Below are 21,608 nucleotides of genomic sequence, written 5' to 3'. Positions count from 1 at the left end.
CCCGCTTGCGTCCCGGCCGAGTGCGGATACGAGTTTTACTGCGGCTGCCCTTTGCCACTAGCGTTTTCCTGCCAGGCTGCGTGCGAGGAAAGACGAGCCCGACGCGCCCCATCGTCCTATCTGCCGTGCTCCTGGTGGGCGAGTTGACGCGCCTCGAATCGACAAGGCATAGTCATTCATTCCGAGGTCAATCGCCAATTCAAAAATGCCTACTGCAAACGTTGCCAAGAAGGCAAAGAGAAATCCGAATGAGCCTGTTCAGATCGCGATTGTAGGTGGTGGCCCAAAAGCCGCTGCTCTCGCTGCCAAGGCTTCGGTTCTGAGCAACTCCGGCAGGGGCGTTACGGTCAATGTGACAATTTTCGAATCCAGTGAGATCGGAGCCTACTGGTCGGGAAAAGGCGGCTACACGAACGGCGAACAACGACTGTGCACCATCGCTGAGAGAGATGTCGGCTATCCCTACCGCTCGATGTTCGACAAGTCACTGGACGTCGAAATGGCTTCTCGATTTTCGTGGGGACGTTTTCTGCACGGTCGCTCGAAAGGTGACCGACGCGCGTACAGCACCTGGGTCGACGGTGGGCGCAAGCCGCCGCTTCATAAGGACTTCGCGGACTATCTCAAATGGGTGGTTGACGAGTCCGGACAAAAGGTCGAGATCGGAAAGGTCACCGAACTGGCCAAGGCAGCCCCAGAGAAATGGCGTATCAAGAGTGAAGATGCCAACGGGAACGTCTCCGTGCACCGCACTCACTTCGACGCTGTTGTTGTGACCGGACCCGGCCCGGCCCGCTCCGTCAAAACGAGACCCGGCTCTGGAGACCCGCTGCCGGCTGCGCGAATCTTCGATGGCGCCAGTTTCTGGCTGCGGCACGATGAGGTGAAGAAGTGCCTCGCGAGAGCCGCAAAAGAGCAGCAAAAGTTGGGCGCGTTAGCCAATCCTATTGTGTTAATTGGCGCGGGAGGAACTGCCGCTGCCATTCTCTCCTGGCTTGTCGCCAATGGTGCGAAGGATCTGCCAATCCAGATCGTTGCCAACCAGGCGGCGCTTTACACGCGAGTCGACAGCGTCTTCGAGAATCGGCTTTTTAGCGACCCCACGCAGTGGGAAAGTTTGTCTCCCGATAGCCGGAAAGCGTTCTTCGACAGACTGAATCGAGGCGTGGTGTGGGCGACGGTAATGGACCAGGTGTCTTCCGCCACCAACTTTACGATGGTCGATGGCCGCGCCCAGTTCGTCAAGCCGACTGGTAAGGACAAGATAAATCTGGAGGTCAAGCGCGGAGACGGCACGTCTTATTCTGCGGAACCCGTGATGCTCGTCGATTGTTCGGGTTTCGATCCGTGGTGGTTTCTGTCCCTCATCAAGGGGCTGCCTGCCAGAATCAAAAAAGAGGCAGACCTGCGTCCCGGCTGGCAGCAATTGATGGGAAAGGCCTTACAGTTAAAGGGAGCGCCCTGGGACGACTTCCCGCCCCTTCATGCTCCAATGCTTTCGAGCAACCTGGGGCCGGGGTACGGCAGCCTGATGGTTCTCGGTGCGATGGCTGACCGGGTGCTGCACGCTCACGCGGGACTGATCAACGTTTCTTGAACGTCGGTCAATAAAGGTGTATACGTATACATATGAACGTACGGGCCCCGGTCCGACAAGGAGTAGCGCATGGCAGACAAAAATCTCGTCCTCCGCACGGTGTATATGGACCCGGACATCGACGACGAGTTGCGCGACGAGGCGTATGCCGGTCGTCGCAGCAAAAATGACCTGGTCCGGATGTATATCAAGATGGGCATGGAGGCAGCAAAGCTCGGCGCGACCCTTGGCAAGCCTGTTGTCATCCAGAAGGCAAACAAGGTAGTCGTCTCTGATGTAACTGCCAGATCCGGCACAGCCGCGCGCGCAAAATCGACCCCCTCCGGTCTGACCAAATCTGTCCCGGCGGCTCTTTTGCAGAAGAAGCCGTCTGGAATGGCGCGAGCAAGCGCTGCAAAGGCGGCCTCGGCTAGACGCGCTTCTCCTGCGAGGAAAGCCGCTGCCAAGCGCGCAGCCGTCGGATAAGGTGTTCTCGCAGGCTTGCCTCACGGCCTTGCACCCGACGTCAGAAAAGCCGGTCTCATGACCGGCTTTTCTGTCTGCCACGTTCGCTGTGACGCGCCTGGCGATTAGCTACGGACACCCGCGCCGGACCCCGCCCACCTCATCCAGAGAGTCACCGATGACCCAACTCACTTCCGCTATCGCAGCGAAATTCGCTACGCTCGCGCTCGATCACCTGACGCGCGAATACCCGAACAAGCTCACGCATGCGCTCGCCGGCCCGCAGGACGTGCAGGGCCCGCGCGCGCTGCATCCGATCTTCTACGGCAGCTACGACTGGCATTCGTGCGTGCACGGCTACTGGCTCGTGCTGCATCTGCTCGAACGCTATCCCGATCTGCCCGAGGCCGAGCGCATCGTCGCTTTGGTCGACGAGCACTTCACGGACGCGAACGTGGCCGCCGAACGAGCGTACCTCGACCTGCCGCACAATCGCGGCTTCGAGCGTCCGTATGGCTGGGCGTGGCTGCTCGCGCTGTCGGCGCAGCTCGACACGCTGAAGCATCCGCATGCCGCGCGCTGGGCCGCGACGTTCGCGCCACTCACCGACGCGTTCGTCGAGCGCTTCGAGGAATTCCTGCCGAAGGCGACCTATCCGCTGCGCGTCGGTACGCACTTCAACATGGCGTTCGCACTCGCGCTGTCGCTCGATTTCGCGCGCACGACGTCGCGCGATGCGCTGGCCGCGTTGATCGTCGATACGGCGAAGCGCTGGTATCTGAACGACGTCGGGTGCCAGGCCTGGGAGCCCGCGGGTGACGAATTCCTGTCGCCGTCGCTGATGGAGGCCGAACTGATGCGCCGCGTGCTACCGGCGGAAGCGTTCGCCGACTGGTTCGCGCGCTTCCTGCCCGATCTCGCGCAAGGCGAGCCCGCGACGCTGTTCGTGCCGGTTACCGTGACCGATCGCAGCGACGGCAAGATCGCGCATCTGGACGGGCTCAACCTGAGCCGCGCGTGGTGCCAGCGTTCGCTCGCCCGCGCGTTGCCCGCAGGCAATGCGCGGCGTGCACGGCTTGAAGATGCCGCGCAACGCCATCTGGACAGCGCGCTCGACCACGTCGCCGGCGACTACATGGGCGAGCACTGGCTCGCCACGTTCGCGACGCTCGCGCTCGAAGCGTAAGCCTGCACAGGCATCGTCAGTGCGAGATGTCCTCGAGCGCGATACCCCGCGTTCGAGGACCGAGCAGACCGATCGCGAGCATCACGATCGCCATCGCGCCCGCGATAAACACGAACACGCCGACCGTGCCGAAAAGCCGCAGCACCCAGGCGATCAAAAACGCGGTGAAGATCGCCGAGAAGCGGCTCCACGAATAGACGAAGCCCACGGCCCGCGCGCGGATGCCGGTCGGGAACAGTTCCGACTGATACGCGTGGAAGCTGTACGACATGATGTTGTTCGCGAGCGTGAGGCCGATGCCGAGCGTCACGAGCAGCACCGCGTCCGCGACCTGGCTGAACCACAGCCCGCAGACGATGTTCGCGCCGGCCATCGCGACGATCACCGTCCTGCGCTCGAAACGATCGGCGATCACGAGGCCAATCAACGGACCGATCGGCGCAGCAAGCGCGATCACGGTCGAATACATCAGGCTCGTCGTTACCGTGATGCCTTGCCTGATCAGCAGCGTCGGTACCCAGTTCGCGAAGCCGTAGAAGCCGACTGTCTGGAACACGTTGAAGATCACCAGCATCAGCGTGCGGCTGCGGTATGGCGGCACCCACATGTCGGCAAAACGGCCCTGCGCGACGACCGGCGCAGCCGGTGCGGGCAACGGCAGCGGCTGTCCTGTCTCAGCCTGCACTTTCGCTTCGAGCATCCGCATCACGCCATCCGCTTCGTCGAGGCGCCCCTGCTGCGCGAGCCAGCGCGGGCTTTCCGGCAACTGCCGGCGGATCCACCAGACGAACAGTGCGCCGTGCGCGCCGATCAGCACGACCCAGCGCCAGCCGTCGAGGCCGAACGGCGCGCGCGGCACCAGCAGGTACGCGAGAAACGCGACCACCGGCACCGCGGTGAAACCGACTGCCTGCTCGCACGCGAACGCGCGGCCACGAATGTGCTTCGGCACCAGCTCGGAAATGTACGTGCCGATCGTCACGAGCTCGACGCCGATGCCGATGCCCGCGACGAAGCGCCAGAAGTTGAGGCCCGTCGCGGTCTCCTGAAACGCCATCACGACGTTCGCGACGGTGTACCACAGCAGCGAGTACGTGAAGATCGCGCGACGGCCAAAGCGGTCCGCAAGAAAGCCGCACGCGATCGTGCCGATGAACAAACCCGCAAACAGCGCCGCGATGAAACTCGCGACACCGGTCGTGCCGAACAGGCCTTGGGTGGTCGACGTCAGCAGGCCGCTTTTGACGAGGCCAGGCGCGACGTAGCCGGTGTACAGCAGGTCGTATAGCTCGAAGAAGAAGCCGAGACTCAGCAGCACGACGAGCTTCCAGATCGAGCGTGTCGCGGGCAAGCGGTCGAGCCGCGCCGAGATCGTGCCGGCGTCGATGGTTGTATTCATATGTGCGACGGATCCGGGTCGGTCGGATGATGCCATGTCGTCTCCTCGTTCGACTGTTCCCCGCCGGCATGCAAGGCCGGATGCGGGTCCGGCCTGCATTCTAGCTGCACGTGGCTTTCAATTCACCGAACCAGGGGACTGTCAGAGGTTACGCGTCTTCGGAGAGCCGGCGATCAAGGCTATGCGACAGCCTGCGGATCAGCAACGTCGCGCAATAGCAGAACGCGAAGAACCACGCCATCGCGTACAGGTACACCCACAGCATCATGTCCGTCCTGCCGGCCGCATTGACCACGGTATTGCAACGGCTGACGATTTCCGGCACGCCGATCACCGATGCCGTCGACGACGCCATCACGACGATCACGAAGTAGTTGCCCCAGCTCGACACGAACAGATGCGCGTCGCGTCGACAGCCCGCGCGCCACGCACGCACGGCGCGCAGCAGATGGTCGGACACGAAGGCGGACACCGCGAGTGCAAGTGCGAGCGCAGCCTTTAGCCACGACGGAAACGGCATGCGTGCAGCCGCGAACGGCAGTGGCAATGTATCGGGCAGCATGAAAACCAGATAGAACTGGAACACGAACGTCGGTATGTTGCGCGTGAGTCCGGTAACCGTGATACCCGTGTTCGCGCACGCGCGCCGCGACGATGCACTCAGCCGCATCAGCAGATAGCCGCACACGGTGCCGACGATCATCGCGATTACCGAGATCGCGATGTTCCACATGAAGCCGCCCGCAAGGAACGGCGTCCACGCAAACAACAGGCTCACGATGTCGCCGACGCTCGCGGTGTGTTCAAGGCCGTTCATGGGCTCCCCGCTTTTCCATCCAGCGCAGCAGGCCCAGCACACCGAACACGGGCAGCAGGAACATCAGCATCAGCGTGTTCATCATCGTCGCGACGTTGCCGTGCTCGGCAACGATCGACGTCGAGACCGACAGCAGCTCCGGTACGGCGACGGCGCTCGCCATCATCGTCGCCTTCGTCACGTTGACGAGCAGCGCGGTGATCGAGGCCGAAGCATGACGGATCAGCCCACCCAGAGTCGCGATACGCAGCGAGAAATCCGGTGCGAGCCGGCGTTCGTGATGCGCGGCATCTTCGAGCGCCTGCATCACACCGGCGCCGGTATAAAGACTCAGCGATGCCACCACGGCCGCAAACGCATTGCACTGAAGACCCCAGCGCGCGGCGACGAGACTACCGACACCGAACACCAGCACGTAGATCTGCAACAGCGGTGGTGTCATTCTCGCGATCAGCGCGAAGCCACGCAACGCTCTACTGATGCAGGGCCATTCGTGCGCGGCGAGCAGCGCGAGCGCGATGCCGCACACGAGACTGCCTGATACGCAGCAGACGGTCAGCGCGAGCGTCAGCCACAGCCCATGCAGAAATTCGCCGCGTTCGTAATCGTCGTAGATGTACGTCAGATTGATGCCGGTCTTCTCGAATACGCGCAGACCCCAACTGCGCAGACCGCTCACATCGGTCGACGTGACGAAGATCGGATTGCGGCATGCGGGCGGCCACTGCCCGTCTGCCTGACGACGGCACACCCATGCACCGTCCGGTTCGCGCCGGGTCCACAACGTATGCATGTCCGCGAGAAAAGTCGAAGGCGGCAAACTCCATTTGCGTTCGAGCGCGATCAGCGTGCCGCTTCGGTGCCAGTCCGCGACGGTATCGCCGATGAAGCGTTCGAGCGGATCGCCCTTCGCCGCGCGCGCGATTGCGATCGCCCACGGCGTCATGAGTTCGGGCGGCAGACCGATGCGGTAGCCGTGCCATTCGGGTGTCAACAGATCGCCTGCGATCGCGGTGTTGTCGAACAGCCAGCCGACGCAGCGCCGGTCGCGCACGCCGAGCTTTGCGTCGCGGCCGTTTGCGTAGATCTGCAGATTCACCAGATAACGCGTCGCCACGGTCCGGTTGAAATAGCTGCCCTGCGTCGCGCACACCGTCTCGCCGCGAATACCGGCCCACGTCTTCAGCGTGCTGTCGGGGCGCGTCATCAGCGTCACGCCGGACGAGTAGTAGTCCGGTTCGATCAGCGTCGCGATCTGGCGCCGCTCCGACGTGTCGCCGAGCGTCGCGATCGTGACGTCCGCGCGACCTTCGTCAAGCACCTGAAGCCGGTTCGTGCTGGTCACACCGATGGTGCGCAGCTGCACGCCGAGCCGTCCCGCGAGATCGGCGGCGAGATCGTGCTCGAAGCCCTGCTGCACCGCATCGCGCGACAGCATGCCGAACGGTGGATAGTCGGTCTTCACCGCGACGACCAGCACGCCGCGCTGGCGGATCGTGTCGAGCAGTCCGGCCGCGTGCGCGGTGTCAGTCGCTGCGAAGATGGCGAGCGTCAGGCAGACAAGCGCACACAGGGAGCAGGTTCTGTGCAAACGTGCGGGCGCCCTCATACCGGCCGCGCCAGCACGCGGATGCCGTAACCGAGCGAGGGTGCGATCCAGCGCGACACGATGCGGTCGAGACCGCGCAGGATGCGCGATTGCGTCACCCACCATTCGGGCAGCACGCTTTCCGCTTCGCAGCGCTGGATCGCGAACCCGGCGGCCGCGAGATCCGCACGCAGATCGCGCAGCGTGTACAGGTGGTAGAAAAACGTCAGCGAATCGCCGTTCACCAGGCGAGTGAAATGGATATTGCCCGCTTCGTCTTGCGGCGGCTGCGCACGGCCCAGGCGCCGCGCGAGCACCGCCTTCAACAACTCCCACGGTCGTCGCCGGAAAATCGACGGTACCGACAGGATCAGGCGGCCATCGTTGCGCAGCAGGCGGCGCAATGTCGACAGCGTGCGGACGCGCGTCGCACGGTCGCCGACATGCGACAGCACTCCGAACAGCATCAGAATGAGATCGTATGAAGCAGGCTTCCCGAGCGCGGTCAGATCGTCGTGCACGAAGGCGACGCGTGCGCCGTACGGTGTGCGTTTCAGTGCGTCGGCGAACTCGGTCAACGACGCGGCCGAGATGTCGAACGCGGTCACGTTCGCATTCGATTCGGCGAGCAGCGCGAGCGCATAGCGGCCATTGCCGCAGCCGAAATCGAGAATCTTCGTAGCAGTGCGCGCGCCGTTCGCCAGCAGGAAATCCAGCGTCGCCGCGTTGGGCTGCGGATAACGGTGTCGATAGCCCTCGCTCGAAAAATACCGGTCGTACGTGTGTTGCATCTCCGCTGCAACGGGGTCGACAGAGCGATCTGGGGTCACTGCGCGCTCCGCGGTGTGGTGCTCTCGCTGCGGACCTGGACTGCTTCCCGCAGCTGAGCCAGCAGATCGTGCATGCCGTGGTCTTCTTTCGCGAGCGCGGTCTCTATCTTCCGCACCACCGCGAGCATCGCGCGCGACGGCGTACTGCCGCTGCGCGCGCGCCAGCGCATCCACCACAACACCGCACGCGCAAACACGACCATGAAGAAAAAGCGCACGCGTTCCAGCTCGGCGATCACGTTGACGACACCCGCAGCGACCCACAGCGCGAGCAGCGGCGCGAGATAGCCGTCGACCACGCTCGCCAGTGCCGCCGGAAAATGCGCGTAGGTCCACGGCGTGCCGTTGCGATAGAAATCGTCGACCCGGCTTTCCGCGAGATCGACGTTGCCCGAATAGCGCGGAAATTCATCGGAGCGGTTGACGTAGCTGCTCCGGCGATGCACCTCGCGCATCGCCTCGAGCACCGCATAGGTCGTCGCCGGCGGCAAGTCGCGACGCGCGGCGACCGAAATCGTCGCGGCGAGCATGCCGACGTCATGCGCGGGAAGGTCGTGGGCAAGATCGAAGATGCCGGCGGGCAGGCTCACTTCCTTCAGGTAGGTCAGCTTCTTCGTGATCGCCGTCTGCTGCGCGATCTGCACTATCGTCAGGTTCGGGTCTCTCGCGAGATCCGCCATCAGGTCGCTGTCGGCCGCGAGAATGAATAGCCCCACGTCGAACGCGCCGTGCTTCAGGCGGTCGATGCCCTGATCGAGCGGCAGGAATTCGATGTGCGTGTTCTGCCGGTCGATATCGTTCAGCGCGAAGATGCCGAGCAGCGTACGGCTGGTCAGGCTGCGCTCGGGCGGCAGCACCAGCGTCATCCCGCGCAGGTCGGAGAACGCGTGGATCGGTCGGGTGGCGGCCGTGCGACTGTTTTCGAAGATGAAGATCGGCTGCAACTGGATGTCGCCGAGCGACATCAGCTTGTCGCTCGCTTTCGCGCCCAGGTCTTCGGCGACGAAGCCGATGTCGAGGCCACGACGGTCGTCGGCCACGTCCGCGCCGATCTCGTCGGTGTTCTGAAACGGCACGATCTCGACGCGATAGCCCTTCTGTTCGATGATTTTTCGGTACTCGACCGCGGTTTCATAAAAGCTGCCGCCGACCGGTCCGGCCGCGATGCGGATGTGCCGCGACGGCAGGACGTGCACGGTCGCGTACACGAGACTGCCGAGCGCCACCGCACTCAGCAGCACGCGTGGGCGCCGGAGTTTCTGCATGATTCGCCACATGTCGGATTCCCGTTCGGATTCCCCGTTACCCGCGGCATCTGGACGATCGACGGCTACCGTGGTCGGCGTTGCGCGGAACCGCGCGGTTCATCCGCCGGCCCTGCGCACGCCCTCGTTATCGTGATGACCCTCCGGTATTGCCGTCGACACCGCACCGCGCGGCTCGTCGGCTTGCCGACCTGCGGCGACGTCATGTGCTGTTCACGCAAGGAAGGTCCATGTACCGTCTTCGCACCAGCAGAGTCACTGGATGCGCGACGGTCGAAGCCAGTGTAAAAACCGGCTGGGTCGACGGAAATGTGGCATTCGTTTGCAGCGACGCCATGGGCCAAAAGTCACGCGGGCGAACGGATGACCACGGCGCCCGGTTCGAGTGCAGGTACCCGCAGACGTGCCCTTCGATGATGCAAAGGGAATCGGGAGATTTTTCTTGCTTGAATAATTAGAATCGATTTAAGTACCGAATTTAATCTAAATCTTCCAATTTCCCATAATCTATTCCAAGTGGAATTAAATAGAGCAAATCGTCCATTCATTCGCCTAATTCAAACGCCTGTATCGCGTTCCGCGACCTGAGCGACACCGCCTGCGATGGTCCGGAAGAACGCTCCGAAACAACGGACGACGACGAAGGACGATGTGCTCGGCACCATGAATCGCGTCGCCTGCAACCGCGCGAGCTGCATCGGAGAGCGGACGGGTCGAGCTCACCGACGGTCTCGCCATCGCACTTGGCAATTTGAGCAAGAACGAGGTTTCATGCGGCTCTTGAGGCATCTCCATCACAGCATAAGTTGCACTTTTTGAACATCGCTGCGACCAGTTCTCGTTCCGCGCAAGGTTGACATGTCGCTGCGAAGCCATCGGAACATGGTGCGTGTAGACGCTTCACGCGCACCATCGCAAAGCCGGTCCAGCGCAAGCCGGTGCATGCACGTCACCTCGGCAACAAGTCGATTTGATTAAATTTATGCAGAGTGTTTATTTTGAAAAAGCCGCATAACTAATTCGAATTCCGTTAACTTTTTCCCTTGCGTTTACCCGGATCGCCAGACTATATTCCGGTCACGACATTGCGCCGCACAATTTGTTCCGGGGCAGTATTTTTCAGTGCGGCTCGCCTCGATTTTCAGCTGATGTAATTCACTGGTTATCGCCCCTCGTGGCGCGATGGTGGATCGTTTTGTCTTTCGAAACGCGGAGATGACATGCCTGTCGAGAAAGTGGTCGTTCGCCTCGCGAATTCGTTCAACGTGCATGTCGAACGGCACGTTTTTCATCCCGATGCCGACAGCGTCATCCTGATCAATGGGGCGCTCGCAACTACCGCGTCGTTCGGTCAGACGATCAAGTACATGGGCGAACGGTACAACGTCGTGTGCTTCGATCTACCGTACGCGGGACAGTCGCGCCAGCACAACAAGACCTCGTCCGTGCTGACCAAAGACGACGAGGTCGACATCCTGCTCGAACTGATCCATCGTTTCAAACCGGCCTTTCTCTGCTCGGTGTCCTGGGGCGGACTGGCGGCGCTGCTCGCACTCTCCCGCGGCGCGAGCAGCATTCGCCGGGCGACGATCTGCTCGTTCTCGCCGCACCTGAACGATGCGATGGTCCGCTACATCACCAGCGCACGCGACCTGCTCTCGCGCAGCGAAAACCGGCTCGCTGCACAACTGCTCAACGATACCGTCGGACAGCACCTGCCGCGCATCGTGAAGCTGCTGAACTACCGCTACCTGACCGCCCTGCCGAAGGACGAGGTCGATCAGGTCGCGTTCCACGTCGACCAGATCCTCGCGCTGGAACCGGCGGCCTACCTGCCGCGCCTCGCGGATATCCGCTGCCAGGTGAAGTTCATCAACGGCGCGCTCGACGAACATACGACCGCACACGATATCCGGCAGATCTTGCCTTACGTGAAAGGCGCGCAGTTCGCGTCGATCCCCAACGCCGGTCACTTCCTCGATCTCGAAGGCCGCGCACAGGCCGCCGCGGTGCGCGATGAAATCCTCGGTTTTTACGGCGCGCCCGTGCATACACCGGCACCCTCGCCAGTTCCTGCGCCACAGGAGCAAACGTTTGCTCCCATCGGATTCAATACGTCATTCGGAGCCTGAGCATGTCCTACCTGCGTTCTGCCGCCATTCTGATTCCGTGGCTGATGTGGGTCGCGTACTGGGTCCGCGCGTCGTCCGGCACGAAGCAGACCGTGCGTCGCGAGAGCGATCTGTCGCGCAGGCTGCAGGCGCTGCCGCTGATTCTCGGCGGTGCGCTGATCGTGCTGCCGCCGGTCGCATTCGGCCTGCGCAGCAACGCGGATGATTTCGGCTGGTTGCAGACCGTCGGTCTCGCCGTGCTCGCTGCAGGGCTCGCGTTTACGGTGTGGGCCCGCCTGCATCTCGGCACGAACTGGAGCGTGTCGGTCACGCTGAAAGATGCACACGAACTGATCCGCACCGGACCGTATGCGCTCGTGCGTCACCCGATCTACACGGGCTGTCTGCTCGGCGTGATCGGCTCGGCGCTGATTCGCGGCGAATGGCCTGGCGTGATCGGCTTCGCGCTGATCTTCGCGTCGCTCGCGTACAAGGTCCGCGTCGAGGAGCACTGGCTCTCCGAGTATTTCGGCGAAGGCTACCGCGTGTACCGGCGCGAAGTTCACGCGCTGGTGCCGGGACTGTACTGATCCATCGGGTTCGTCGGACACATCGAACGTACCGGACGCATGGGGCGCAAAACGCATGGCACAGATCATCATCACCGCGATCGGCTCGGCCGGCGACGTTCATCCGTTTCTCGCGATCGGCCGCACGCTGGCGGATCGCGGACACCGGATCGTGTTCTGCACGCATCCGCCATTCGCGCCGCTCGTCGAGCAGCACGGTTTCCAGTTCGTGCCGATCGGTACCGCGCTGGAATACGAAGCGGCGATGGCGAATCCGGCGCTCTGGCATCCGCGCACGTCGTTCCGCACGCTGTGGAAAGTGATCGCGCCGACGATTCGCCCGCACGTCGATGCGCTGACCGCACTCGTCACTGAAGACACGATCATGGTCGGTTCGCTGTGGGCGTTCTCCGCGCGCATCGTGCAGGAGATCCAGGGCACACCATACATCTCGGTCCAGGTCTCGCCGTCGACGCTGTTCTCCGGTCACGCGCCACCGACGCACAAGCGCTTCACGGTGCCGATGTGGCTGCCGCTGCAGATTCGCATCGCATCGATGCGGCTGATCGAAAAAGCCGTGCTCGATCCCGCGCTCGGCCCCGCGCTAAACGGCGTACGCAACGAGATCGGTCTCGCGCCCGCCCGGCGGATTCTGGGCAAATGGCTGCATTCGCCGGACGGCGTGCTGTGTCTGTTTCCCGAATGGTTCGCGAAGCCGCAACCCGACTGGCCGTCGAATCGCTTTCTGTGCGGCTTTCCGATGGCAAGCGAAGCCGGTCTCGCACCACTCGACGACGATCTCGCGGACTTCCTCTCCGCCGGCCCGGCGCCCGTCGCGTTCACCGCCGGCTCGACGCTGATCGACGAGCGCGCGTTCTTCGGCGCCGTGGAGGAAGCAATCCGGTTGACCGGCGTACGTGCAATCGTGCTCACACGCAGCGCACCGGCCGCGCTCGCCGCGCATCCGCACGTCAGGCTACGCCCGTTCGTGCCGATGCAGACGCTGTTGCCTCGCTGTGCGGCGATCGTTCATCACGGCGGTATCGGCACCGCTGCGCTCGCGTTCTCGAGCGGCATCGCGCAAGTCGTCACGCCGTTCGCGCACGACCAGTTCGACAACGCCGCGCGGATCGAGAAGACCGGCTGCGGTCTACGCATCGACGGTCCTGCGAGCGGGCGCGCGCTAGCCGCCGCGTTGACGCGCGTAACGCACGATTCCGCAGTCGCCGCGCGCTGCGCGCAGATGCGTCGGCGTATCGCCGAAGCGCCCGACGCGACTGTCGCCGCATCGCAGTACATCGAGCGCTTCGCGCCGTCGGTGGCCACGCTCGAAGCGCTGGATGTGCCTGCATGACGGGCGCACCTCCGCATCGGCAATCCGCCCCGTTTCCGCACGGCGGTACCGGAAGTAGCGACGCCACGCCGCTTCTGCGTGGCGCAAAACTCGCGCTGCTGACGTTCGCGCTGTCGCTTGCCACCTTCATCGAGGTACTCGATTCGACCGTCACCAACGTCGCGGTGCCGTCGATCGCCGGGAGTCTAGGCGTATCGAATTCGCAGGCAAGCTGGGTCATCAGTTCGTACTCGGTGTCGGCGGCGATCGCCGTGCCGTTGACCGGCTGGCTGTCGAACCGCATAGGCGAAACGCGGCTCTTCGTGATTGCCGTGCTGCTGTTCACGCTGACGTCGCTGATGTGCGCGACGGCACCGAACCTCGAGCTGCTGGTGGGCTTCCGCTCGCTGCAGGGCCTCAGTTCGGGCCCGATGGTGCCGCTATCGCAGACCATCCTGCTGCGCGCGTTCCCGCCGCAGCAGCGCGTGCTTGCGCTCGCGCTGTGGGCGATGACGGTGCTGCTCGCGCCGATCTTCGGTCCGGTGTTCGGCGGCTGGATCATCGACCGTTTTTCGTGGCCGTGGATCTTCTTCATCAACCTGCCGATCGGCGTGTTCGCGTTCATCGCCTGCATGTGGCTGCTGCGTCGTGACCCCGCGCCGGAACGCCGCGCGCGCATCGACCTGCCCGGCATCGTGCTGCTGGTGGTGGGCGTCGGTTCGCTGCAGGCGGTGCTCGACCTCGGCCGCGAGAACGGCTGGTTCGATTCGCCGATGATTATCACGCTCGCGGTCGTCGCCGCGATCGCACTGTCGTCGCTGCTGATCTGGGAATCGGCCGAAAAACATCCGGTGATCGACCTGTCGCTGTTCCGCGACCGGACCTTCTCGTTCGGCGTCGCGATCATTTCGTTCGGCATGGTCGCGTTCTCGGTGATCGGTGTGATCTTCCCGCTATGGATGCAGACCGTGATGGGTTACACCGCGTTCCAGGCCGGCATGGCGACCGCGCCGCTCGGTGTCCTTGCACTCGTGTTTTCGCTGCTGATCGGCATCTATCTCGAACGACTCGATGCACGCCTCGTCACGTCGTTCGGCTTCCTCGTGTTTTTCGGGGTACTCGCGTGGGATACGACGCACTTCACGCTGACGATGACCTTCCAGCAGATCGTCACGCCGATGCTGATCCAGGGCATCGGGCTGCCCTGCTTCTTCATCCCGTTGACGGCGGCAATCGTGTCGCGCGTGCCGGATCACCAGCTCGCGGCGGCGTCGGGATTGTCGAACTTCCTGCGCACGCTGTCGGCCGCGTTCGGCACCGCGCTCAGCGTCACATGGTGGGACAACCGCGCGGCGTTTCACTACGGCACCCTGCGTCAGTCGGTGACGCCCGCGTCCGACGGAACCAGCCTGTTCGCGCAGTCGCTGCACGATGCGGGTCTCGCGGCCGCTGGACCATTGCCGGTGATCCGCGAGGTCGTGCAGCAGCAGTCGTACATGATGGCGACCAACGATCTCTTCTATATGGCTTGCATCGTGTGCCTGGTGCTCGCTGCAACGATGTGGCTGACGCGGCCGGCCCGCCGTCTGTCGGCCGCAGGCGCGGGACACTGACGACCATGGCACGCGATCTCGACCGAACCCCAATGCGCACCTGGCTGCTTCGCCTGCGCCCGATCGCCGTCTCGATGCTGCTCGTGCCGATGCTCGTCGCATGCATCGACGACGGCACCGCGCGTCACGCGGTCGCGCTGCACGTGCCGAAGGCCGATGCGCTCGCGAACAGCACCCGCACCACGCACACCGATGCATCGTCGAACGCCACGACGAACGACTGGCCGACGACGAACTGGGTCGCGTCGTTCGGCGATCCGCAACTGGTCGCGCTCGTCGACGAGACCTGCGCGAACAGCCCCGACATCGATATCGCGAACGCACGGATCGCGGCCGCACAGGCTCAGCTCGAGACGTTCGGCGCCGCGTCGGGGCTCGGCGGCACCGTGGCCGCCAACGCGTTGAAAGCGCGGCTACCGAGAGTCGACGGTGCCGCCAACGTGAACTACGCGGGCACCACCATCCCGATCGATCTGTTCAGCGATCCGTGGGTTTCACCTGCAAGCGTCATCGGCGCCGCGCACTACGACCTCGATCTGTGGGGCCGTAACCGCGCGATCACGCGCTCGTTGGTCGCCGAACGCGACGCAGCACGCGTCGATGCGCAGCAGGCGCGCCTCGCGCTCGTGACGACGCTCGTCACGCTGTACGGTCAACTCGACGCGGACTACGCCTCGCGCGATCTCGTCGTGCAGAAGCAGCAGGACGAACAGCGCCGCGATGCGATCCTGCAAAACCGCATGACACGTGGCCTCGATACCGGCTACGACGCGCAGACCGCGCGTGCGCGTCAGGCCGATCTCGCGCTGCAACTGCAGCAGGCCGACGACACGATCACGCAGGTGCGTCTGCAGATCGGTGTATTGACCGGTAACGGTCCTGAGCGCGGGTTGAAGCTCACGCGTCCGGCGTTCGCGGCATCGGGCGCCACCGCGCTGCCGTTGCCCGCGAACCTGCCGCTTGATCTGCTCGGCCGGCGCCCCGACATCGTCGCCGCACGGCTGCGCGTTGCGGCGGCCGAAGGACGCATCGACGCGGCACGCGCGCGGTTCTATCCGAACATCGATCTGATCGGGGCGGCTGGCTTTTCGTCGTTGAACATCGGCTCGCTGTTCTCCAGTTCGTCGGCACTGTTCGCGATAGGGCCCGCGCTATCGCTACCGATTTTCGAGCGGCCGCAGCTGCGCGCGCAACTGCACGGCGACCAGGCGAATGCGGACGCGATGATCGGCCTCTACAACAAGACACTCGACACGGCACTCGGCGAAGTGGCGCGCTCGATCGCAACCGTGCGCAGCGCCGACGCGCAGATTACCTTGCAGGAACAGGCTGTCGCGGCGCGCACACGCGTCGCCTGGATCGCCGACGAACGGCACAAGCGCGGTCTGCTGCCGGAAGAACAGGTGCTGTCCGCGCGTCTCGCGCTCGCCGACGAACAGCTTCGCCTCGTGTCGCTGCACGCGCAGCGGCGCGACGCGAAAATCGCGCTGATACGCGCGCTGGGCGGAGGTTTCGATTACGACATCAAAGAGAACCACGGGCATGCATAGAGACAATCTGTCCGAAGCGGACATCGCGCCGGCCATTCGCGATGTGCAGGACGCGCAGGACCTGCGCGACCCGCGCAAGGTACGCCGCCGCAATGTGATGTTCGCGGTGCTGGCCGGGCTCGTGCTGCTCGCCGCGCTTGCGGCCGGCATCGAGTGGCTGGTGTGGGGCCGCTACGCGGAGAGCACCGACAACGCGTACGTAACGGGCAACATCGTGCGCATCGCCGCGCGCGCGCCCGGTGTCGTGCGTGACGTCGCAGTGGTCGACACCGAATGCGTGAAGGCAGGCCAGCCGCTCGTGCGTCTTGATCCGACCGACGCGCAGATCGCGCTCGAACGCGCGAAGGCCGGTCTCGTGCAGGCCTTGCAGCAGACGCGGCAAACCGGCTTCACGAATGCGATGTACGAAGACGCGATCCGCGCGCGCACCGCCGATCTCGCGCTCGCGGAACAGGCGTTGAAAGCGCGCTCGAACGCGCCAGCGGAAGTCGTGTCCGGCGAGGAATATGTGCGCGCGCAGTCGTCGGTTGCGCTCGCGCGCGCCAATCTCGCGGCCGCACGCAACCAGCTCGCCGCGGGCCAGGCGGCGATCGGTCCGGCCGATGCGAAGAACAACCCCGCGGTTGCGAACGCCGCGCAGCAGGTGCGGCTCGCATACGTGAATCTCGCGCACACGACGATCGCCGCGCCGGTCGCGGGCTGCGTGACGCAGCGCTCGGTGCAGATCGGTCAACCGGTCGCCGCGGGCGCGCAGTTGATGGCGGTCGTGCCGCTCTCGCAGTTGTGGATCGAGGCGAACTTCAAGGAGGCGCAGATCCGTCACGTGCGCGTCGGGCAGCCGGTGAAAATCGTGTCGGACCTGTATGGCTCGGACGTGGTGTTTCATGGCCGCGTCGAAGGGCTCGCGCCCGGTACCGGCAGCGTCTTCTCGATGCTGCCGCCGCAGAACGCGGCGGGCAACTGGATCAAGGTCGTGCAGCGGCTGCCGGTGACGATTTCACTCGTGCCCGCTGAAATCGCGGCGCATCCGTTGCCGCTGGGGGTGTCGATGGATGTGTCGATCGATACGCACGATCGCAGCGGGACGATCGCGACATTGGCGCCGCCGCGCGTGGGCGGATCGCCCGTGGCCGACGACGGCACGATGCAACAGGCGGACGCGGTCGTCAATGCGGTGATCGACGGCACCCAATAGCAGCGTAACGAGGATAGACGACATGAACATCATTCAAAGCATTGCCATCCTGCTTCCGTGGACTATCTGGCTGATCTACTGGATCGCCACGTCGAAGGCCGTGAAAGCCACGGCAAAACGCGAGGGCGTCCTGTCGCGCAGGCTGCAGGCGATCCCGCTCGTCATCGGCGGCGTGCTCATTACCGTACCCGCACCGGTCGCCGCCTTGTGGACGCCTGATCTCGGGAGCCTTGGCACCGTGCAACTTGCCGGCGAGCTGATTCAACTGGCCGGACTCGGGTTCTCGGTCTGGGCGCGACGGTACCTCGGGACGAACTGGAGTGTGTCGGTCACGCTGAAGGAAGGGCATGAACTCGTGCGCAACGGCCCCTATCGCCTCGTGCGGCATCCGATCTACACGGGTTGCCTGCTGGCGCTCGTTGGCTCGGCACTGATCAACGGGCAATGGTTCGCATTTCTGGGGGTCGCGTTGATCTTTGCGTCGCTCGCGTACAAAGTCCGCGTCGAGGAAAGCTGGTTGACCGATTATTTCGGCGATGCATACCGTCACTACCGACTCGAGGTGTCCGCGTTGATCCCCGGACTCTACTGAAAACCCAGAGGAGCGAAACGCGATGACGACACTGGGTGCGCTGATCGTGCTGTTTCACCCGAGCAAGGAGGAGCTTGCACACGCCGTGTCATTGCGTACGCACTGCAGCTCGATGCTTGCGATCGACAACTCACCGCAACCCGACGTCGAAGCGGCTGCCGTGCTCGGCGCATCTGGCGTACCGCTTCTTCATAACGGCAACCGCAACGGCATTGCTGGGGCGCTGAATCGCGGCCTGGCGCAGCTTTTCGTGGCGGGCGCAGACGCGGTCGTGCTGTTCGACCAGGATTCGTCCCCCCCGCCCGAGTTCTTCGACGTCATGCGCGATACGTGCAGCACGCTCGGCGCACAGCCCTTCCTGCTCGGGCCGCGCATCTACGACGACAACGAAAAGCGCTTCCTGCCCGAGATCGTTATCGACGGTCTGCTCGTGCGTCGCCTGCGGCTGGACCCGGGTACCCGCGCGCAACGCTGTTCGTTCCTGATTTCATCGGGATGTGTCGTGTCACGACGCGCGTTCGAGACGCTGGGTAATTTTGTCGAGTCTCTTTTCATCGATCACGTCGATACCGAATACTGCTTCCGCGCATTGCTGCATAACGTGCCACTCTATGTAATTCCCCAACTCGTATTGCCCCACAGAATCGGCAACAAGCGGCGACATCGGCTTGGACCGTTCATGCTCACGTCGGAGAATCACGCGCCCACGCGCAGGTATTACACAGCGCGCAACGCGATGTACATCGCACTGAAGTACGGCATGCGTTTTCCCGTCGCGTTTAGTCCTAACCTGTGGACACTGTGGCAGGCCTTGCAGGTTCTGCTGTTCGAGGCAGACAAGATCGCGAAGCTGCGCAGCATCCTGATGGGGGTGGCCGATGGGTTGTTCGGGCAGCTTGGGCCGCTCGAGACGGCGCGGCCTGGGCTTGCGGCCTGGCTGGCGCATCGTGTTGGGCGGGAGTGACGGGTGTTACTTGCTGCTGGTTTGCTCCGGCAGATGGCTAGGTTCGACCAATCTCCTGGGAGTTCACGATGACAGACAATTTCTCGCCGCAAGCCGCAGGCGACAGTAAAGCTGCAGCGGTTAAAACCGATCCGCTTTTTGTCAACCTGGATCTTTTCGGCTGGTTGCAGGAGGTGGTCGTGGCCCCGGACGTGCTCGCCGCTACCGTCGACGACGCACTCGCGAGTGCTTTGCGCGGCGCAATGACGGAAAAGGTGGGAGAGCGGTTAGCTAAATATCCTGGCGAGTTCATGATCTATACGCAGATCAGCTTCCAGGAGAATGGATATAACGCACCACCCGACTCTTGCGTATTCCTGTCGAGCGCGAGCAACGATTTTCTCGCCGGTTACGTCACATGGATGGGTCCCAAAGGGTACCTGGGAGGTGTTGGCGCGAACCATGCGATCACCTGTACCGTGGCTTGTTTTCGAGGTGGGCAAAGCTTTACCGTTGACGGACTTGACCGGGATGGTTTTCGCTACGGTGTGGTCGAGAAAGTCTTGAAAAGCCAGGCGGCAGTCAACGCCGAGAAAGACCAGGAAGCGGTATGTGCCGCCGTGCGAGACGGGATAACACAGGAAATGCAATCGAGGTTACCCGGTTATCAGGTGTTTACGCACGTCGGCCTCACGTCCGATGTCGATTACACCGACTGGCACTGGCCAGATCAATTTCTTGCAAGCAACGCCGGCGATCTCCACGCAGGCTATGTAGCGACGGGTGTCGGTCAAGCCGCTTTGGGGGGTGCTAACGAGATGTATGAATTTGGGGTAAGCGTCGCTTTCTGGAAATGACGAGGGAACATCAGATTCAAGCCACTCGCGCGAAGGCTGTCATTCCTCCGCGCCCGAATCGCAAGACAAAGCGCCGCTACAGTCGATGTGGCCTAATAGTCGAGCCGTCCGCGCAATTCTTCAAATGGAATCATCACATATTCCCTGTACGCCGGACGCTCTCTGAGTCGTTCGTACCACGCTTCAACATGCGGTACGTGAGGTCTCCTGATATCAAGTTCGAAGTATCGGTACAGGTTCGTTCCAGCGGGTATATCGGCCAAGGTGAGTCTATCGCCAGCGAGAAACGGCCGCTCAGAAAGAACTTGATCAAGAAGCTGGAAATATTGCGCGCATAGATCAATGCTCTGTTCAACGCTGGGGGCGTCTCGCAACTCTGGAGGGGTTCGAAAATAGCCCCAAAATACCCCGGTCAGGAAAGCCGGTTGCAGACTCGTTTGGGCCCAGTCCATCCAGCGGTCTGCGTTGGATCGGGTACCGGGGTCCTCACTCCAAAAATCGGGCCGCCCATAGCGAGCAGCAAGAAATCTCAAAATGCTGTGCGACTCCCAGACGACAGTTCCTTCATCATCGATAACTGGGACTCGCCCATGCGGATTCATCGCGAGAAATTCGGGGGTATTCTTGATTCCAAAACTTCCTCCGGCCGGAATATGCCGATGTTGAATACCTAGCTCACCAATGAGCCACATTACCTTTTGAACATTGAACGAACTACTGCGCCCCCATACCGTAAGCATACTGTTCTCCCGGAACCCTGTGCGTGCCAAAGCCTGGATGGTAACTCCAGTCGATTTGGCGTCGACACGCTACGGGTATGAGCGATCCATGAAAATGTGAACAGAGCCTGGAACAAGGACGCGCGCAATCTCACCGCGCACGCCCTACTTCGCGTCGTCTTACTTGCCGACAAACACGTCACGATACGCGCCATAGATTGCCAGCAGCGGCAGCGCAGTCAACAGCGGCGTCAGGACGAGCGCCCGCACTGCGAGCGGCATCGTCGGCATAAACAGCACGACAAGGGTCATCACAAGGAAGCCACCCAGCGTCAGCGGCCAGTTGCGCAGTGCGCCGCCGAGACTGGCGATCATGGCGTCAAGCGGTGTCATGTTGTGCAATGTCACGAGCGCCGGCGCAAAGCATGCGGCAGCGACGGCAACAGCGTAGATCGACGCGCCACACATTGCTTCGAGTGTGCCGCGCAGGCCCGGAGCACCGCCGTAGCTGATCGACAGGTTATGAACACCGTCCGCCGTAGTCGAGGCCATCAGCGAGACATTGAAGATCGCCAGCATGACGACGTAACCGATTGCGACGATCGCTGCGGCATACAGCCCGATCATGCAAAGTGCGTTGCTGCGGCGACGGATTGCCATCCACATTTCGCGAAACGACACTGGCTCGTCCCGGCTTGCGCCTTCCTGCACGAACATCAGCGCGCCGACCGCGAGCGGCGCCAGAAGCACCGCCAGCGGCCGCAACAACGGCAGGAAGCCGAGCAGCGTTGCGAAGTCGGCGCAGAGAAGCACGATGCTGAGCCACAACACCGGCTGCATGCTCGCCGCCCGCCAGCCGGCTGCGAGCCACGCGAACAAGCGCAGCGGACTGACTTCATGGCCCGCGGGGAAACGCAATGCGGGTGTGCTATGGGTGCGGGTTTCCCTTGAAACTGCGCTTGGGTAATCGATGTTCATGACGATTTCCTCTGATAGGGCG

General features: G+C 63.0%; 19 protein-coding genes. 12 read left to right on the top strand and 7 right to left on the bottom strand.

Annotated features, from left to right (window positions below; genetic code table 11):
- Positions 1-205 precede the first annotated feature (205 nt).
- From ACREXZ_RS26995 to ACREXZ_RS26985, 3 genes are all read left to right on the top strand, one after another.
- A complete protein-coding gene (locus tag ACREXZ_RS26995; RefSeq protein ID WP_431767196.1) occupies positions 206-1,597 on the top strand; it encodes a SidA/IucD/PvdA family monooxygenase in 1,392 nt (463 codons plus the stop codon).
- A gap of 69 nt (positions 1,598-1,666) precedes the next feature.
- Positions 1,667-2,062, top strand: a complete 396-nt coding sequence (locus tag ACREXZ_RS26990) for a hypothetical protein (RefSeq protein ID WP_431767195.1) — start codon at positions 1,667-1,669, stop codon at positions 2,060-2,062.
- Between the two features lie 157 nt (positions 2,063-2,219).
- Positions 2,220-3,227 (top strand): DUF2891 domain-containing protein, encoded by a 1,008-nt coding sequence (locus ACREXZ_RS26985; RefSeq protein ID WP_431767194.1) that lies wholly within the window; start codon positions 2,220-2,222, stop codon positions 3,225-3,227.
- Between the two features lie 16 nt (positions 3,228-3,243).
- Here ACREXZ_RS26985 and ACREXZ_RS26980 read toward each other — a convergent pair whose 3' ends face one another.
- From ACREXZ_RS26980 to ACREXZ_RS26960, 5 genes are all read right to left on the bottom strand, one after another.
- On the bottom strand, positions 3,244-4,662 hold the full coding sequence (locus ACREXZ_RS26980) for an MFS transporter (protein WP_431767193.1): 1,419 nt from the start codon (positions 4,660-4,662) through the stop codon (positions 3,244-3,246).
- A 112-nt stretch (positions 4,663-4,774) separates the two neighbouring features.
- A complete protein-coding gene (locus ACREXZ_RS26975) occupies positions 4,775-5,443 on the bottom strand; it encodes a polar amino acid ABC transporter permease (RefSeq protein ID WP_431767192.1) in 669 nt (222 codons plus the stop codon).
- Complete coding sequence (locus ACREXZ_RS26970) at positions 5,430-7,034, bottom strand: ABC transporter permease subunit (protein ID WP_431767191.1); 1,605 nt, start codon at positions 7,032-7,034, stop codon at positions 5,430-5,432. The genes ACREXZ_RS26975 and ACREXZ_RS26970 overlap by 14 nt, the downstream gene beginning before the upstream one ends.
- A 14-nt stretch (positions 7,035-7,048) precedes the next feature.
- Positions 7,049-7,861 (bottom strand): class I SAM-dependent methyltransferase, encoded by an 813-nt coding sequence (locus tag ACREXZ_RS26965; RefSeq protein ID WP_431767190.1) that lies wholly within the window; start codon positions 7,859-7,861, stop codon positions 7,049-7,051.
- Complete coding sequence (locus tag ACREXZ_RS26960; protein ID WP_431767189.1) at positions 7,858-9,126, bottom strand: hypothetical protein; 1,269 nt, start codon at positions 9,124-9,126, stop codon at positions 7,858-7,860. The genes ACREXZ_RS26965 and ACREXZ_RS26960 overlap by 4 nt, the downstream gene beginning before the upstream one ends.
- Before the next feature lie 1,220 nt (positions 9,127-10,346).
- Between ACREXZ_RS26960 and ACREXZ_RS26955 the strand changes: the two genes are divergently transcribed.
- From ACREXZ_RS26955 to ACREXZ_RS26915, 9 genes are all read left to right on the top strand, one after another.
- The gene (locus ACREXZ_RS26955; RefSeq protein WP_431767188.1) at positions 10,347-11,258 is read left to right on the top strand and encodes an alpha/beta fold hydrolase; all 912 of its coding nucleotides are present in this window, start codon (positions 10,347-10,349) and stop codon (positions 11,256-11,258) included.
- Between the two features lie 2 nt (positions 11,259-11,260).
- A complete protein-coding gene (locus ACREXZ_RS26950; protein ID WP_431767187.1) occupies positions 11,261-11,827 on the top strand; it encodes a methyltransferase family protein in 567 nt (188 codons plus the stop codon).
- Between the two features lie 55 nt (positions 11,828-11,882).
- The gene (locus ACREXZ_RS26945; RefSeq protein ID WP_431767186.1) at positions 11,883-13,160 is read left to right on the top strand and encodes a glycosyltransferase; all 1,278 of its coding nucleotides are present in this window, start codon (positions 11,883-11,885) and stop codon (positions 13,158-13,160) included.
- Complete coding sequence (locus tag ACREXZ_RS26940) at positions 13,157-14,752, top strand: DHA2 family efflux MFS transporter permease subunit (RefSeq protein WP_431767185.1); 1,596 nt, start codon at positions 13,157-13,159, stop codon at positions 14,750-14,752. Before ACREXZ_RS26945 ends, ACREXZ_RS26940 begins: the two co-directional genes overlap by 4 nt.
- 32 nt (positions 14,753-14,784) lie before the next feature.
- Entirely contained in the window at positions 14,785-16,302 is a 1,518-nt protein-coding gene (locus ACREXZ_RS26935) for an efflux transporter outer membrane subunit (protein WP_431767184.1), read from the top strand.
- Positions 16,295-17,497 carry an efflux RND transporter periplasmic adaptor subunit gene (locus ACREXZ_RS26930; protein ID WP_431767183.1) on the top strand — a complete coding sequence of 401 codons (1,203 nt, stop codon included), beginning with the start codon at positions 16,295-16,297 and terminating at the stop codon, positions 17,495-17,497. The genes ACREXZ_RS26935 and ACREXZ_RS26930 overlap by 8 nt, the downstream gene beginning before the upstream one ends.
- Positions 17,498-17,519: 22 nt before the next feature.
- Complete coding sequence (locus ACREXZ_RS26925) at positions 17,520-18,089, top strand: methyltransferase family protein (protein ID WP_431767182.1); 570 nt, start codon at positions 17,520-17,522, stop codon at positions 18,087-18,089.
- Positions 18,090-18,111: 22 nt separating this feature from the next.
- Positions 18,112-19,053, top strand: a complete 942-nt coding sequence (locus ACREXZ_RS26920) for a glycosyltransferase family 2 protein (RefSeq protein WP_431767181.1) — start codon at positions 18,112-18,114, stop codon at positions 19,051-19,053.
- Between the two features lie 68 nt (positions 19,054-19,121).
- Positions 19,122-19,889 carry a hypothetical protein gene (locus ACREXZ_RS26915; protein ID WP_431767180.1) on the top strand — a complete coding sequence of 256 codons (768 nt, stop codon included), beginning with the start codon at positions 19,122-19,124 and terminating at the stop codon, positions 19,887-19,889.
- A 92-nt stretch (positions 19,890-19,981) separates the two neighbouring features.
- On the opposite strand, the gene ACREXZ_RS26910 is transcribed toward ACREXZ_RS26915, so the two are convergent.
- Together ACREXZ_RS26910 and ACREXZ_RS26905 are read right to left on the bottom strand one after the other, a co-directional pair.
- Complete coding sequence (locus tag ACREXZ_RS26910; protein ID WP_431767179.1) at positions 19,982-20,629, bottom strand: glutathione S-transferase family protein; 648 nt, start codon at positions 20,627-20,629, stop codon at positions 19,982-19,984.
- Between the two features lie 159 nt (positions 20,630-20,788).
- Positions 20,789-21,586, bottom strand: coding sequence for a BPSS1780 family membrane protein (locus ACREXZ_RS26905; RefSeq protein ID WP_431767178.1), 798 nt, complete (start codon positions 21,584-21,586; stop codon positions 20,789-20,791).
- Positions 21,587-21,608 lie beyond the last annotated feature (22 nt).

The organism is Paraburkholderia sp. (assembly GCF_050742655.1).
Taxonomy (GTDB): domain Bacteria; phylum Pseudomonadota; class Gammaproteobacteria; order Burkholderiales; family Burkholderiaceae; genus Paraburkholderia.
The sequence above is the reverse complement of the archived record's forward strand: the minus strand, read 5'-3'. Positions and strand labels throughout refer to the sequence as shown.